This window comes from Bacillus toyonensis BCT-7112 (assembly GCF_000496285.1).
GTDB classification, from domain to species: Bacteria; Bacillota; Bacilli; order Bacillales; family Bacillaceae_G; genus Bacillus_A; species Bacillus_A toyonensis.
Genome location: NC_022781.1, coordinates 4,436,194 through 4,452,493, shown reverse-complemented (window position 1 = coordinate 4,452,493; position 16,300 = coordinate 4,436,194). Strand labels below are relative to the sequence as shown.

The 16,300-nt window shown below is 34.8% G+C and carries 13 protein-coding genes and 3 pseudogenes; 2 read left to right on the top strand and 14 right to left on the bottom strand.

Going from position 1 to position 16,300, the window contains the following annotated elements; translation table 11 throughout:
• Nucleotides 1–141: 141 nt before the first annotated feature.
• The 7 genes and pseudogenes from cydC to BTOYO_RS28285 all read right to left on the bottom strand — a co-directional run.
• Nucleotides 142–1,866: a thiol reductant ABC exporter subunit CydC gene (gene cydC / locus BTOYO_RS22710; RefSeq protein ID WP_000073465.1), complete on the bottom strand. Its 1,725-nt coding sequence runs from the start codon at nucleotides 1,864–1,866 to the stop codon at nucleotides 142–144.
• Nucleotides 1,863–3,584 (bottom strand): thiol reductant ABC exporter subunit CydD, encoded by a 1,722-nt coding sequence (cydD, locus tag BTOYO_RS22705; protein ID WP_000824053.1) that lies wholly within the window; start codon nucleotides 3,582–3,584, stop codon nucleotides 1,863–1,865. Before cydD ends, cydC begins: the two co-directional genes overlap by 4 nt.
• Nucleotides 3,584–4,600 (bottom strand): cytochrome d ubiquinol oxidase subunit II, encoded by a 1,017-nt coding sequence (cydB, locus tag BTOYO_RS22700; RefSeq protein ID WP_000950090.1) that lies wholly within the window; start codon nucleotides 4,598–4,600, stop codon nucleotides 3,584–3,586. The genes cydD and cydB overlap by 1 nt, the downstream gene beginning before the upstream one ends.
• Nucleotides 4,587–5,990, bottom strand: coding sequence for a cytochrome ubiquinol oxidase subunit I (gene cydA / locus BTOYO_RS22695; protein WP_000448866.1), 1,404 nt, complete (start codon nucleotides 5,988–5,990; stop codon nucleotides 4,587–4,589). Before cydA ends, cydB begins: the two co-directional genes overlap by 14 nt.
• Before the next feature lie 592 nt (nucleotides 5,991–6,582).
• A pseudogene (locus BTOYO_RS22690) lies at nucleotides 6,583–7,637 on the bottom strand (LLM class flavin-dependent oxidoreductase).
• A gap of 118 nt (nucleotides 7,638–7,755) precedes the next feature.
• Nucleotides 7,756–8,199, bottom strand: coding sequence for a MarR family winged helix-turn-helix transcriptional regulator (locus tag BTOYO_RS22685; protein WP_001205523.1), 444 nt, complete (start codon nucleotides 8,197–8,199; stop codon nucleotides 7,756–7,758).
• Nucleotides 8,200–8,568: 369 nt separating this feature from the next.
• Nucleotides 8,569–8,640, bottom strand: a pseudogene (locus BTOYO_RS28285) (DUF4352 domain-containing protein); the annotation flags it as partial.
• Here BTOYO_RS28285 and BTOYO_RS22680 point away from each other — a divergent pair.
• Nucleotides 8,636–8,809: pseudogene (locus tag BTOYO_RS22680) on the top strand (siderophore biosynthesis protein); the annotation flags it as partial. The pseudogenes BTOYO_RS28285 and BTOYO_RS22680 sit on opposite strands and share 5 nt — an antisense overlap.
• Before the next feature lie 88 nt (nucleotides 8,810–8,897).
• Here BTOYO_RS22680 and BTOYO_RS22675 read toward each other — a convergent pair.
• The gene (locus BTOYO_RS22675) at nucleotides 8,898–9,446 is read right to left on the bottom strand and encodes a DUF4865 family protein (protein ID WP_000579879.1); all 549 of its coding nucleotides are present in this window, start codon (nucleotides 9,444–9,446) and stop codon (nucleotides 8,898–8,900) included.
• Nucleotides 9,447–9,566: 120 nt separating this feature from the next.
• Here BTOYO_RS22675 and BTOYO_RS22670 point away from each other — a divergent pair, with 120 nt between their 5' ends.
• Entirely contained in the window at nucleotides 9,567–10,355 is a 789-nt protein-coding gene (locus BTOYO_RS22670) for a LysR family transcriptional regulator (protein WP_000404971.1), read from the top strand.
• Nucleotides 10,356–10,446: 91 nt separating this feature from the next.
• On the opposite strand, the gene BTOYO_RS22665 is transcribed toward BTOYO_RS22670, so the two are convergent.
• The 6 genes from BTOYO_RS22665 to BTOYO_RS22640 all read right to left on the bottom strand — a co-directional run bounded on the left by BTOYO_RS22665 (nucleotide 10,447) and on the right by BTOYO_RS22640 (nucleotide 16,292).
• Nucleotides 10,447–11,400 carry a branched-chain amino acid ABC transporter permease gene (locus tag BTOYO_RS22665; RefSeq protein ID WP_002093784.1) on the bottom strand — a complete coding sequence of 318 codons (954 nt, stop codon included), beginning with the start codon at nucleotides 11,398–11,400 and terminating at the stop codon, nucleotides 10,447–10,449.
• Between the two features lie 49 nt (nucleotides 11,401–11,449).
• Complete coding sequence (locus tag BTOYO_RS22660; protein WP_000382809.1) at nucleotides 11,450–12,310, bottom strand: branched-chain amino acid ABC transporter permease; 861 nt, start codon at nucleotides 12,308–12,310, stop codon at nucleotides 11,450–11,452.
• Between the two features lie 22 nt (nucleotides 12,311–12,332).
• Nucleotides 12,333–13,034 carry a branched-chain amino acid ABC transporter ATP-binding protein gene (locus BTOYO_RS22655; RefSeq protein WP_001196711.1) on the bottom strand — a complete coding sequence of 234 codons (702 nt, stop codon included), beginning with the start codon at nucleotides 13,032–13,034 and terminating at the stop codon, nucleotides 12,333–12,335.
• Nucleotides 13,012–13,785, bottom strand: a complete 774-nt coding sequence (locus BTOYO_RS22650; RefSeq protein ID WP_000149304.1) for an ABC transporter ATP-binding protein — start codon at nucleotides 13,783–13,785, stop codon at nucleotides 13,012–13,014. Before BTOYO_RS22650 ends, BTOYO_RS22655 begins: the two co-directional genes overlap by 23 nt.
• Nucleotides 13,786–13,874: 89 nt before the next feature.
• Nucleotides 13,875–15,092 carry a substrate-binding domain-containing protein gene (locus BTOYO_RS22645; RefSeq protein ID WP_000062008.1) on the bottom strand — a complete coding sequence of 406 codons (1,218 nt, stop codon included), beginning with the start codon at nucleotides 15,090–15,092 and terminating at the stop codon, nucleotides 13,875–13,877.
• A gap of 282 nt (nucleotides 15,093–15,374) precedes the next feature.
• Complete coding sequence (locus BTOYO_RS22640) at nucleotides 15,375–16,292, bottom strand: CobW family GTP-binding protein (RefSeq protein WP_001044962.1); 918 nt, start codon at nucleotides 16,290–16,292, stop codon at nucleotides 15,375–15,377.
• Nucleotides 16,293–16,300: the final 8 nt, after the last annotated feature.

Here is a 16,300-nt window from a genome sequence, read left to right as displayed (position 1 = left end):
CAGCTTTCCATTCATAATGATTACCATCCTAAAACAGTATTGAGCCAAACAAATCTATACGTTGAAATGAATATATATTTCTTAACAAAAAATAGCTACACCATAAGGTGCAGCTATTTTTACGATAAGTACTTAATCAAATTATATTCCTTTATCTAGCTCATAAAGCATACGATATCTCTCATTTTCTTTAAGTAATTGCTCATGACTTCCTTGCATTACAATTTGACCACGATCAAGGAATATAACTTCATCTACATGTTCAATTCCTACAAGATGATGCGTAATCCAAATGACTGTATTTTCTTCCGTTGCAGAAAACATTGTTTCTATTAAAGATAACTCTGTCTTTGGATCTAACCCGATAGTAGGTTCATCAAATACAATAATCGGCGCTTCTTGCATAAGCGTTCTAGCAAAAGCAACCCTTTGTCTTTCTCCACCAGAAAATCTCTTCCCCATTTCATGCATTTTTGTTTGTAATCCATCTGGAAGAGAAGCGATATGCAAAGCTAATTGTGCTTTCTCTAAAGCGTTCCATATCTCTTCATCATTAGCCTCTGGTTTACCGATTCGCACATTGTTTCCAATTGTCGTATCGAACAAATGCGGTTTTTGATTTAATACGGAAATATATTTGGATAAAAGATTCGTATGCGCTTGTTCACCATTCAATAAAACTTGTCCATGTACCGGACTTAACGCCCCTGTTAACAATTTTAGTAAAGTAGATTTCCCTGTCCCACTTCTACCTAAAATGGCAATTTTTTTTCCTGCTTTTATTTGTAACGATATATCTTTTAATACAGTCTCGTTACTGTCTGGATAACTATACGATACATGATTCAGTTCAATATCTACATGTTTTGGTGCACCGTAATCCTTATCTTCATGCAAATCCATTTCATCATGTAAAACACTATCACTTTCTACACGATTCAGACGATGAGCAGATTCTACATAAGATGGGATTCGATCGATGGCATCTGAAATCGGAATAAGCGCATTCGTTACAGATAAAGTCATTAATACGAAGGCCGCGATAACTGTAGGTGCAATCTGTTCACTTGCCGCTTCATTCCCAGTCCATATAATCATTGAAATAACTACAATACCTACTACTAAATGAATGAGACTGTCTCGAATATGATACCAGCGTTTCAATCTCTTCTCTGTTTTTAACAATCGATCATTTTGCTCTACATACTCATTAATAAATTCATCTTTTCGACCACTTGCCTGCCAATCCGATAATCCAAAGACTGCGTCTGTTAGTTGTTGATACAAACGGCTTCTTCCCTGCTTTAAAGTAACATGATGTCGCCTCATCAATAGTAATGATACGAATGGAAGAAGAAAAACGATAATAGCTAACATACAACCAGCAATCAGTGCAAATACGAAGTCAAATGTACCGATAACAAGTACGAAAATGCTATATACAACTAGTGCTAATATACTAGGGAATATTGTACGTAAATATAGGTTTTGTAAATGCTCTATATCTTCGGATAGTACACCTAACACATCACCCGTTTGAAATCGGGAACGAAAAAATAACGCCTGTGGTTCTACTATTCTGTATAGTTTCGTTCTCATTCGTTCTAATATGCGTAGTACGACATCATGTCCCACTAAACGCTCTATATAATGGAAAACAGCTTGCCCTATACTAAACGCACGTGTTGCAACAATCGGAACATATACAGCCATTACATTTTCTGGTCTAAGAGCAGATTTAGAGATTAAATAACCTGAAATAAAAAGTAACATCGCACCTGAACTAACTCCAAGAAGCCCAAGGAAAATAGTTAAAGTCATTCTACCTTTATTTTGCTGTATATAAGGTTTAATCCAGTTACTCATTTCTCTCCCCTCTCTTCCCTATGAAAATGTAATGTCTCTTTCTTTAACAGTTCTTCATACGTTCCACTTTCTTTAATTTCCCCTTTATTTAAAATAAAAATATGATCCATTTGTTTCATCCAATGCAGACGATGTGTTGCAAGAAATACTAACTTACCTTCAAACAGACGTAACATCGATTGCTTTATTTCAAATTCAGTTTCAATATCAAGATGCGCCGTAGGTTCATCTAATAAAATGATTGGTTTTTTACTTAAAAGTGCACGCGCCATAGCGACACGTTGTTCTTGTCCGCCACTAAGCATACGTCCACCTTCTCCAATTCTTTCATCCATTCCATTTGGAAGAGATGCAATGAGTGAGCTAAGCCCTACATCATGAATAACTTTCTTCATTTCTTCATCCGTTGTATTTGTCTCGTAGAAACAAATATTATCTTTTAATGAAAGTGGGAAAATATATGGTTGCTGTGGAATATAAGCAATATTTTTTTGCCAATCTTCACGAGTAGATCCGTCAATTCCCACACCATTTACTAACACTTTCCCACCGGACGGATAGAGAAATCCTGCTAACACATCGATTAACGTTGATTTCCCTGCCCCACTTTCACCAATAATGCCTATAGCACCGTTACCTTGCCAAGCAAAGTCAATTCCCTCTAATATAGCCTTTTTAGATTCATCGTTATTTACTTTTACATCTTGTAATTTCAAGCTACTTGAAGAATTCCATACTATATCTACATTTGAATCTTTCTTTTCTATTTCTTTTTGTTGCTGTAGAATTCCCTCTATTTGTTCCATCGCAAGTTGGCCATCTAATGTAGCATGATAATTCGCTCCAACTTGCTTAATCGGTAGAAAATATTCCGGAGCTAAAATTAATATTGTAAGAGCAGGCAATAAAAGAATCGTTCCATCTATTAAACGAATTCCTAAACCTACTGCCACAAACGCAATTGATAAACTTGTAAAGAAATCTAATGCAAAAGAAGAAAGAAAAGCAACTCGCAAAGTACGCATCGTTGCTTTTCTATATCTTTTACTAACCTTTTCAATCTTTCCTTCGTGCTGTTTACTTTTCCCTAAATACTTTAATGTTTCTAACCCTTTTAACGTATCTACAAAATGATTAGAAAGTACACGATATGTTTCATATTGACTATCAGCCATTTTCTGCGCTGCTAATCCTAAAAGAATCATAAATATGATTACAATAGGAATCGTTACAACTAAAATGATTCCAGACTTAATATCCAGCGTAAAAACATATAGTACAATTAATCCCGGAACGATACTACTTCTAATCATTTTAGGGATTGTCAATTCAATATATGTTTTAAATTTTTCAATCCCTTCAATCGATAAGGTAACCAGATGACCTGTTCCGACAGTTTGAACATATCTTGGTCCTAACGTGAAATATGCCTCTATTAATTGCTTTCTTAGCAACGATCCTGTTTTTTCAGCGAAACGTTCCACTAAAATTTGTGATATTCGAACCAACATGTGGCGCGCTGCAAACATGACCCCAAAATAAACAGTTTCATTCAACACAGATTGCACTGTTTCTCCATTAAATAAAAACGTAATAGCTCTCGCTAAAAACACTGTTTGCGCAATAATACTAAAAGCTTCTAAAATACTAATAATCGTTAACGCTACATATAACATACGGCTACCGGGATAAGACGGAAGTCCTCTTTTTCTTTTCATTAGTACTCCAAATCGTTGTCTGACTTAACAGGTTGTCTAAATACATAATAACTCCATATTTGACTTCCGATAACGAAAGGCAAAATAGCAATCGCAAAGTAAGTCATAAGTTTTAATGCATAAGCTCCTGATGCTGCGTTGTAAATTGTCAAATCATTCATTGCTCCTAAAGAGCTAATCATAACACGTGGGAACATACCGATAAATACACTCGCACTTAGTAAAATGATTGTTAAACTCGTCATAAAGAAAGCCCAACCATCTCTTCTTCTTTTATTTAATAAAGTGGACGCTAATAGTGCTACAAAAGCTCCAATTGGTACCATAATCCATTCTGTACCATGGGCAGTGAAAATATCGGTTTTCCATAACCCTATACCAGCAAAAATAAGAAGTGTTATTAATGAAAATGGTGCAATTTTTATTGCAGCAATTCGTGCACGTTCTCTCAATTTACCCGTTGTACGTATTGTAAGGAATTGTAGTCCATGAACAATACATAGCAGAAGGAACATTACTCCTCCAAGTAACGCAAATGGATGAAGTAATTGCAAGAATCCACCTACAACATTTTTACTCTCATCGATAGGTACACCTACCATAAAGTTTGCAATCGCAACTCCCCAAAGGATCGGAGGTAGCATACTTCCAATAAACATACCCCAATCCCATGCACTCTTCCATTTATGATTATCTATTTTCGCCCGGAATTTAAAGGAAACACCTCTTAAAATTAAAGCAAGTAGCATAAATACAAAGGGAACATAAAAACCACTAAATAAAGTTGCATACCAGTGCGGAAATGCCGCAAACATAGCGCCACCAGCACAAACAAGCCATACTTCATTCGCGTGCCAGAACGGTCCTATTGTATTCAAGTAAACTCGTTTTTCAAAATCATTCTTTCCTAAAAACCTTGAAACCATTCCTACACCAAAATCGAAACCTTCCAGTACGAAGAATCCAACAAATAAGATTGCAATAACTAAAAACCACAACTCATTAAGAGATAACATACTCTTCCTCCTTATCAAATGGATCATGGCTTTGATAATCCTTTTTCGTTTTCTTATTCGTATGTCCCTTAATAGTACGAACAAATAAGTACACACAAATTCCACCCATAATTAAATACATTGATGTGAATGAAATAAGTGAGAATAATACTTCACCGAATGTTACATTGGGTGATACAGCATCTTCTGTTTTCATTACACCAAATACTACCCAAGGCTGACGACCCATTTCAGTCATAATCCATCCTACTGTATTACCGATGAACGGAAGAGAAATTGCATACACCATTACTTTTAAATACCACGTTTTTTCAGCTAAACGATCTTTTCTTGATAAGAACCATCCGTAAGCTCCTAGAAGTAACATGAATGTTCCACTCATTACCATTGCTCTAAAACTCCAAAACATCGTATGCACTGGAGGAATATAATCTCCAGGTCCGTATTTTTCTTCATATTGTTTTTGAATTTGATTCATCCCTTCAACTTGACCGCTAAACTTATCATACGACAATAGACTTAGCATATAAGGGATTTGAATTTCAAATGAATTTTCTTTCTTCTCTGTATCAATTTTCGCAAATACTGTAAATGGCGCTGGATCCTCACTCGTATTCCATAGCGCTTCAGCTGCAGCCATTTTCATTGGATGTGTCTTAATTAATTGTTGTGCTTGTGCATGACCGAAGAACAATACAAGCGCTGTTGTAATCGTTCCAACAATGATAGAAATTCGGAACGATTTTTTAAATACTACAGTTTCTTGTCCTTTTGTAATTTTCCATGCACTTACACCCGCAATAAAGAATGCACCTGTTGCAATTGCCGCTGTAATTGTATGCGGGAACTGTACCCATAATTGTGGATTTTGAATAATCGCTAAAAAGTCATTCATTTGCGCACGACCATCTGCTGCCATTTCATACCCTACAGGTGACTGCATAAATGCACTTGCAGTTAAAATCCAAAACGCTGATAACATTGTTCCAATTGAAAGGAGCCAAATACATAGTAAGTGAATTCGCTTCGGTAGTTTATCTTCACCGAATACCCATAAACCTAAAAATGTAGACTCAATGAAAAATGCTAGTAATCCTTCAATTGCAAGTGATGGACCAAATACATCACCTACGAAACGTGAATATGTGGACCAGTTCATACCAAACTGAAATTCTTGTAAAATACCTGTTACTACACCTACTGCAAAGTTAATAAGGAATAATTGCGTCCAAAACTTCGCCATCTTCTTATATACTTCTTGTCCTTTTACCACATACAACGTTTGCATTATTGCAATAATAAAAGCTAAACCAATTGACAGCGGAACAAAAAAGTAATGGAAAATCGTTGTTGATGCGAACTGTATTCGTGCCAATTCGAGCGTTTCCATACTAAAATCACTTCCTTCATAGTTTTTATAATTAAAATTAATTGAGCAATCTTAAAAAACTCAATTATTAAGAAATGCGAAAAGACAAAAACATCTTGTATGTATTGTCGAAAAATGCAAAATTTCAGTTTTTCAAACTATTGCAATGCTATTTTTATCTTTTCACTATTTCTGTAGTGTTTTGATTCGTTAATCGAATTGTATAATATACCTGCATAGTAAATTCAGGTTATTTTTGACGTATTATTGACATCATTTTGTCTGAAATATGTCTTTTGTCATTTTTTTGAATCAGATTTTTCTCATTAGCAGAATGTGTTTTTTCAATATACGGCTTACTTTTATATCTATAAAACAATCGTTTTTTCTTCATACACTTGACTTTCACCCGGAAAAATGTCCTCGAAACCACCCTGGATAAATGCTTATTTTTTGTCAAGAGAAAAATGTATTTTCAAAATTCAAACTCGAAATAATGTTATTCAAAAATAGAAAAATAGCTTCCCTCTCCCTCGACTAAAAGTTCATTTTTTTGTCATTTTTCCAGAACAAATAAAAAACTGAGAGTCAATTAGACTCTCAGTTTTTTTATTTATTTTGCTGTATGTTTTCTAACGGCTGGTAAAATTTCAGTAGCAATTAATTCAATATTTTTCTCAATTTTATCAAATGGTACACCGCCAAAATCAATTTGTGCCATAAAGCGTTGTTGGCCAAACAATTCATATTGGTAAAGCATTTTCTCAATGATTTGTTGTGGGCTACCAACCATTAAAGCATCACGGTAATCTATTGCATTTGTAAATTGCTGTTTCGGATACCCACCACCGCGCAGTGTAAGCATACCAGCATTAATATGAGGGTAATATTCACTAAGTGCATCTTGTGAATTTTTTGCCGTATAAAATAAACTCGTTGTCGCAACTGGTAAACTAGCTGGATCAAATCCACTTTGCTGAGCAGCCTCGCGGTAAGCATCTACTGACACTTTAAAGTTAATTGCTGGACCACCAAGTGTTGTTATCATCATTGGCACACCTGCACGTCCTGCTTTAATTGCACTAGCTGGCGGTCCACCAACCGCACGCCAAATTGGCAGGTTATTGTTTTTAGCTCTAGGAATAACTGAAGCATGCTCAAGTGGTGCTCTGAACTGCCCATTCCATGTGACATGTTCCTCTTTATTAATTTTTAATAAAAGATCCATCTTCTCTTCAAATAACTCTTCATAATCATTTACATCGTAACCAAGTAAACTATATCCTCCAATACGAGATCCACGACCAGCTACGATTTCAGCACGACCATTAGAAATCAAGTCAATGGTAGCGAAATCCTCATATACTCGAACTGGGTCAGATGTACTTAATATCGTTGCGGAACTTGCAATTTTTATATTTTTCGTAGCTTGCGCGGCCGCCCTAAAATAACTGTATGAGCTTGCGTTGTAAAATGTGTTTGATGACTTTCGCCGACAGCAAACACATCAAGCCCTGCCTCATCTGCTAACTTAGCTGTTTCAATTCGTTCGTGAATTCTTTTCTCTGGCGTAATTTTCTCCCCATTATGTGGATTTAAAACATGATCACCGATTGAATATAATCCAAACTCAATTCCTTTTCTTGTATCTATACGGTATTTTTCCATAGTTACTCTCCCCTTTAATAAAGTAGTATTAGTTTTTTTCTAAAAACGTTGGTAAGTCAAGTGTATCTCCGTATTACCTACGCCCTCACTTGATTAGTCAATTGATAGTATAAAAAAATTACTCTTGCGGTAATTCTTTTTTTTCACTATGCTTATGAACTTTCGTCATCAGCTCGTATAATATTTTCTGCTCTTCTTCATTTAATACATCATCAAAAAACGAAGATTGAAATGCAAGTTGCTCTGGCAATGCTCTCTCTAAAGCTGCTTCTCCTTGCTCTGTAAGACTAATTGTTTTTGTTTTCCAATCTTGTTTTCGCACAATATATCCTTCTTTTTCAAGACGAGTTAACATTCGAGAAATACCGCCTTGCGTAACAGTAACCTTTTCAGCTAACTCCATTTGTGTCAACGGCTGATATGTCCGTATTTGCAAAAGGACATCAAATTGGGCTGTCGTTAAATCAAACCGTTTTAAAAATTCATTTGACATTTGATTACTTTGATTCGTAAATCGTATTAAACGTAACCATATTAACGATCCTATCGTATTATCACGCATGTTTTATCACTTCCTAGCGTTTATCTTATTATCACTTTACTACGCAAGTGATGTTAATGCAAGTGATAATTACATTTTTTTATATAACTCAACTTACTTGAACTTAACCAAAGGTATTACTCGTGTAGTATTAGGTCTACTTACCATTCTCTACATCTCCATAAAAAAAGGATTAAGCTCCAACGCCTAATCCTTATCATGCATTTATTTTTGTTTTCCAAAACGGTATGTTTGAAATTCACACCATCTAACCTATTATTTTCTTTTATCGTACCGTAAATTCATTCAAGATTACCGTCTTCATGTAAAACTTGTATAGGTTTGCATAAGAGACCCTTGTTTACACCCATCGGGCTTTTACGGGATAAATTACTTAAGTTCCACTTTTACTTCCTCCTTAGACATAACATCAGGTCTATAAATTAATTGAAGATTTGAATCTTTTGACTATACTAATCTTCTATATGTGCCAAAAGATGAATATGGTCATCCATTTACGTATGTTGGATTTGTTACAGGATATTATTTTCAAGCTTATGGTGCAGATCGTATATACTTATTCTTCAATAAAGAATTAAGAAAAGCAGTAATTTGTTTTGAGTATACATAAGATAACCAAGAAAAATCCATTTTGAACCTTTTTACTTGAATCAAAATGGATTTTTTATAAATAATTAATCTATATTTCAATTCCACATCTACTGTGAAATGTGTAGAACTTCATATATTGTAATATCCTTCATTGCTTCAATTTCAGGCTTTTCTTCATAAAAATCAAAATGACTATATCCCCACTTATCTGGGTTATAGACTATTACATTCCCTATACAATTTTCTGTATTCTGGACATTCTGATTCGAAATATTAAATTGAGCCCCAATCAATGAATCCATTTGAGAAATACTCCCTACATATTCAACAACATATCTACTTTTTCTAAAGTCATTACTTACATTAACAACGAATGGAACACCTATATTTATTTGTTGCCACCCGAACGATTGTAAAATATTATCGTAATACCCTTCAAAGATAAATTTGTTCATCCCTTCATGACCATTCCAAATATATAAAGGTGCATAGCAATTATAGAAATTCCTGTCCTTACCTGCCTCAGTAATTAAATAGGCCTTAAAATTCAACTCTTGAAAACCATCTGTTTTATGACCATTCTTTTTTACCCTTTCTCTAATAATCCTTATATCATAATCCTTTGGCAAAATAACCTTATATTGCATTCCAATCATGTTTATCACTCACTTTCAATCTTATATACATAATGATAAACCGATGGCTAACTAACGTAAAATAGGTATAAATTATGTTTGGTATCATTTATAATGATACCGTATAAGGGGCTGAAATGAATGGAAATAAATGATCTTATCATATTTAAAACTGTAGCGAATGAAGGCTCTATTAGTAAAGCTGCTAAAGAGCTAGGTTATGTGCAACCGAATATAACGGAGCGAATAAAAAAATTAGAACAAGAGTTAGAAACACCATTACTACATAGAGATAACAAAGGTGTTTCATTGTTACCTTCTGGTGACATTTTATTAGACTACACGAATAGAATATTAACTCTGTTAGAAGAAGCAAAAAATGAAATTAAAACGAGTGGTTCTTCTTATGTAATTGCGACATCACAATCTATTTTGACAAATTATTTAAGTATGCGCATTAAAGAAAATTTTAGGAGTTACCAACTATACATTGAAAGTAGTAGCCACTTACAAACACTGTTACAGCAACAAAAAGTTGATATGGTCATAACTTATGAGGATTATCCTGACGCAGCGTTTAAAAAAGTATTCACCACTTCAATTTCTGTAGGTTTATTAAAAGCGAAAGAAAAGTGTACCATTGACTATTCAAAAGAACTTTTCTTCGTTAGTAATGACAAGAAGTGCCCTTTTAGAAATAAGACAATACAATTTTTAAAAGAAAACAATCTATCTCAGCGCCAACTTCAACAGTTAGATTCTTATTCGCTTATGGAAGAATTTATCGTTGAGGGAAATGGGATAGCTTTTTTACCGATTAAAAATGATAAGTTAGTAACAATTGAAAATGTTCCAATAGAGAAATTAGCTGTTCATTTTTTTACGAATCGAAACTTTATTAAGCATACCCCTGATGAACTATTTGAGTAATAGAATGACTTTGTTTACAAACTTTTTTCAAAATAAAAACCCCTCTTGAACGTATATAAAAGAGGGGTTTTTTTTATATACAATTGATTTTTCACACGTTCTGCTCCACACCTGCGCTTTTCTCCTTCTTACTCCTTTTAACACTCTTCAACTGCTTAACCGTTCCAACTAATCCTTTCGGAAAAACTAGTAACACGATTATATACAATAACCCTAGAATAATCGTCCATCTTTCAAAAATCGGATACTCCGTCGCTAATTCTGATAAATAATATTTTAGTGATTCAATGATACCAGCTCCTGCAATGGCTCCGATTAACGTTCCAACCCCTCCAATCATTGTCATTAATAATGCATTTAACGTCATTTCAATTGAAAATACAGTGGTATTTACAAAGCGTAATGTGATGACGAATAGACCACCGCTAATCGCTGCAACTATTCCCGCCACTACACTTGCGATAATTTTATAATGAAGAACTTTATAACCAAGTGCTTCAACTCTTTGTTCATTTTGTGAAATTGCCTTTAATACTTTCCCAATTGAAGATTTGGTGAAAAGACGTAGCAAAATGAAAATATTGATTAAACATATAAACGTTACATAATAAAATGTAAAACGATCACGGAATATTTCTGGTACTCCAAATGTAAATCCATCTCCTCCGTGAGTTAGCCCACGCCATTTTTCAGCAAGTACGAAAAACAACTGTGAAATAGCGAGCGTTAACATTGCATAAAAATGACTTTTCAACCGTAAAGAAAGCAAGCCGATTATATAACTAACGATTGCTGAAACGATAATTGCCGCTATTATACCTATGAAAAAGTTTGTTATTGATACACCTTGTCGATCGAATAAAAGTGCTACCCCATATGCTCCTATTCCAAAGAACATACAGTGGCCGAACGATACAATTCCTGTATAACCAAGCAATATATCAAAACTCATTGCAAAAATAGCAAAGATGAAGATTTGAGTGAACAAAATTAACAAGCTCCGTGAATCATTTACGAACGGAAATACACTTAAACAAATGAGCATAAATACTCCGAAGTATACTTTAATTCGATTCGATGTGTTGTTCACCATTTCACCCCTTTTCACCAACAAGTCCAGTTGGCTTCACTATTAAGAAAAACAGTAACATTAACATATTGATTGCAAGTGATAAATCTGGCATGAAATATGCTGTAAAAGCTCCGGCTAATCCGACAATTAAAGAAGCGATTGCTGAACCTTGGACGCTACCTAACCCTCCAATTATTACTACAATGAAAGCTAAAATTGCATATTGCATACCCATTTCGGCGAAAACAACGCCTGAATATGGTGCAAATAAGAATCCACCTAACGCTGCCATTCCTGCTCCTAATAGAAAGACGAACGAAAATATAGCTTTCACGTTAATGCCGAGTGCTTGAACCATCTCCTTATCCATTACACCAGCGCGGATCATAAGACCTATCTTTGTTTTTTTGAGTAGTAATAGTAGAGCAATGTAAATTAGTATCCCAACTAAAATAACGAACAACCGGTATTTTATTAATATAACCCCTCCAAATGTATAGCTACCTTGTAACCATATCGGTAACTTTGCACTAATTGGATTCGGTCCCCAAAATATTTTTATACACTCACTAAGAACGAGCATTCCTCCGAGTGTAACGAGTAGCTGGCGAACATGGTTTCCATACACTGGCCTAATAAGAAATCGTTCTAAAATAAAACCAAGCAACATTCCCATAGCAACCGCTCCAACTAACGCTAACACATAACTACCTGTCATATTAAATAACCAAACGCCTGTAAAAGCTCCCCATGCAAATAAACCACCATGTGCAAAGTTTAAAACGCTCATTAGGCCGAAAATAAGTGAAAGACCTGATGCTAATAAAAAAATAAGCATCCCGGTTGAAACGCCGTTTACAAATAAGTTAATTAACACATCCACGTTCTATCCCCCCGTATCAATGTTAAGAAATACCTAAATATTTATGACATGTTTCTTTATCCTCTCGCAGTTCATTCATAAAACCTTTATGCACAATACGCCCATTATCCATAATGTAAAAATAATCACCGATTTGACTAGCCATCATAAAATTTTGTTCAACAAGTAAAACAGTCGTTTTCTCCTTCATTTTCAAAATTGCTACCATTAATTTTTCTATCATAATTGGTGATAGCCCCTTACTTGGCTCGTCAATAAGCAATAGTCCATCACTATTAATAAACGCTCTTGAAATAGCCAACATTTGTTTTTGTCCCCCGCTTAAAAGCCCACTTTTCTTATTCCAAAACTGCTTTAAATCAGGAAATAGCTCGAGCATCCAATCTATTTTCTCGTGAACTTCTTCTCCTTTTCCACTCGCAAGTGCGAACGTCTCTTCTACTGTTAAATCATGAAAAATCCCTTGATTTTCTGGTACATAGCCTATTCCTTTTCTTGAAATTAAATGTGTAGATAATCCATTGACCTGCGTACTATCATAATAAATCTCACCATTTGCTATCCGATGAAATCCCATAACCGATCGCAACGTTGTTGTTTTTCCCGCCCCGTTTCTTCCAAACAGTACAGTAATCGTCCCTTTCTCAACAGTGAGTGATACCCCTTGTAAAATATGAAACTGATCTAAATACGTCTCTATATTATTCACTTGTAATAGAGCCACTATATAATCCCCCTAAATAAGCACTTTGTACACGCTCATCTTTCATCATTTCTTCTGGTAACCCTTCCGCTAATAACTCGCCATGAAATAAAACGATAAGATGGTCCGACAAACCTAGTACCATATCCATTTTGTGTTCGATGAGTACGATTGTGCTCTCTGGATGTTTTTTAATATTTTCAATCACTTGTAAAATAGCCGGAACTTCCTCAACTGAAATACCCGCAGTTGGCTCATCAAGCAGTAATACATCTGTCTTTAATGCTAATAACATAGCAAGCTCTAACTTTCTTTTTTCCCCGTGAGCTAAATCTTTTGCTAATACCCCCTCTTTCTCATGAAGTAGCACTGTTTTTAAAAGACGTCTCGCCTCTCCAGTTTGCTGCTTTAACTTAGCTACATTCGGGAAAAAACTGTAATAATCTTGAACGAATGATTGAACACTTAAACGTACATTTTCAAGTACCGTTAACTCTGGGAATATATTTGTAAGCTGAAAAGAGCGCCCGATTCCTAATCTTGTTCGGTCTGAAATCGATAATTTTGTAATCTCTTTTCCTTTAAAATACACTTCACCTTTCGTCGGAGAAATTTGTCCACTTAGTAAGTTAAATAACGTTGTCTTGCCGGCACCATTCGGTCCAATAATTGAAATGAGCTTTCCCTTTTGTACCGTTAAATTAACATCTTTAATAACATGATGGTCACCAAAAGATACACAAAGATTTTTCGTCTCTAACAAATGTGTCACGAAATCCCTCCCTTTAAAGCTTTCAGTATGAAAGAAATACGTATAAAGAGGGTATCACCTCTTTATACAAAAACAACAGAAAATTCAGTCTATTTATTTTGAACTGGTGGTTCTGTCTCTTTCATCGTTAATTCTCGCTCTAACACTGGTACCGGATAATCAACACCATCTTGCTTTTTCAACGTGATAGAATATAGCGTCTGCATCGCTTGGTGGTCTTTCTCTCTAAATTTCATCTTTCCTTTCGGTGTATCAAATTCCATTCCTTCCATTTTCTTAATCAATGTATTTACATCTGTATCACCATTTGTTTTCTTTAATGCTTCCACAATGGAAATTGCCGCTGACATTCCTCCTGCTGTAAATAAATCTGGTACTGCACCATTAAATCTTTTTTTATGTTCTTCAACTAACCAGTCATTCACCTTATTTTTTGGAAGTGCATGATAATAAACAGAAAAACCTTGCATTCCTACTAATGCATCCATCGTTTTTAATGCTGGTATATCCGGTGCACCAGTAGAGACTTTAATACCTTGCGCTTCCACATTCATATCTTTCAACTGTTTCCAAGGTGAATTTGCCCCTGCCCAAACGATAAATAAGTAATCTGGTTTTGAGCTAATGATATTTTGAATATTTGCCGTAAAATCTGTTGAATTCGTGTCAGCGTATTGCTCGTTTACAATGTTTGCTCCTAATTTTTTCGCACCCGCTTTAAATGCCGCAATCCCTTCACGACCAAAAGCGTTATCTGGAGCAAACGTCGCAATCTTTACATCTTTTTTCGCAATTGCTGCTGCTCCTGCAATCGCATCTTGTGAGGAACTTCTTCCAGTTCTAAAAATATATTTATTCCAGTTCTTCCCGGTAATACTATCAGCAACTGCCGGTTCTACAACCATAATTTTTTCATATTCTTCAGCAAGTGGTAAAACCGCTAACGTATCACTTGAACTAGACGATCCGACTAAGAAATCAACTTTCTCTTCTTCTAATAATTTCGTAGCTTTCTTTACCGCTACATCGGCTTTCGTTTCCGTATCTTCTACTACAAACTTAATTTTTTTCCCTTCCACTTTTCCTGTTCCACCAGTTGCATAGTCTAACCCTAATTCAAATCCGTTCACTGTTTGCTTTCCATACGATTCTAATGGACCTGTTAATGATGCAAGAACCCCTACCTTAATCGTTTTTTCATCCTCTGTACTTGTTTTCTTTCCTGAACAAGCTGCCGTTATTAATAACGAACCTAAAACACAACCAGTAAACATCGTTTTTAGCCACTTACGTTTTTTCATCGACATTGTGATCCTCCCCATACTTTACTTTCTGATAGAATCAAACACGCCAAATTCCCCTGCCCGTAATCATGACTTTTAAACTATAAGATAGATAATGGAAAACTCTTGTAGTATCCTCTACATTCGGCACAAATCTATAATCACCTTCCTATTAAATGGAAATGGACATACAATCAATATATATTCCGTTATCCAATTGAAAATACTGTTTCATTACAGTATTCATCACGAAAAAAGCTGCAATAATTAACTTAAGTTAATTATTGCAGCCTACATAAAAAGCACTTAATTATTTTCTACCTTTTCTAACCCTTCAACCAATTGTTTCTTATCTAGCCCTTCCCCGATTACTACCAAGTTTGTCGGGAAACCAAAATCTTGCTCTAGTAAAGTTGGTACGCCAAACGAATATTGGAATAGATGAGGGTATTTATCTCCATGGAATTTCACAAAACCTTTCACTCGATAAATACTATCTGGTAAATTCGAAAGCCATTCATATAATTTGTCTTGATCAATCGATTTCGTAAATTGATACGTCATCGTTTGTATATGTAAATGCTGTTTAACATGAAGTGTCTCGTGTTCCCCAGCACTCACAAATTCAGCTTCTTCTATATCATCTAAAGATATATTACAATATTTTGTTTCAAACAATTTCGCATGATTATTTATTGCTTTCACTTCTTCAAGTACTTTGTTCTTATCTTCTTCTGTTAGTAAATCTGATTTATTAATAAGAAGGTGACTACTAAATTTCATTTGCTCATGCAGTAACTGTTGCACATTTGCACTTAATATACTTCGATTTAACCATCTTACTGCATCTAAAACGACTACAATTGATTTCACTTCTAAGAAAGGTGCTAAAATTGGTGATACACATGCATCTAACACTTCAATTGGATGTGCGACGCCTGTTGTTTCTATGTAAATTACATCTGGTCTTTCTTGCTGATATAATGAATGCAATTGTATTTCAAGTTCTTCCTTTAACGTACAACAAATACATCCTTTTAGTAATTCTCTTAACACATTCTCTTTACCAATAATATCTGTATCTACTGAGTATTCACCAATTTCATTCATTAAAACAGCAACTTTTCTATTCTTCTTCTTCTCCGCTACTAATAAATTTTGTAATAATGTTGATTTTCCACTACCTAAAAAACCACCTAATATATGAATTTCCACTTTATTCATTTGATCAA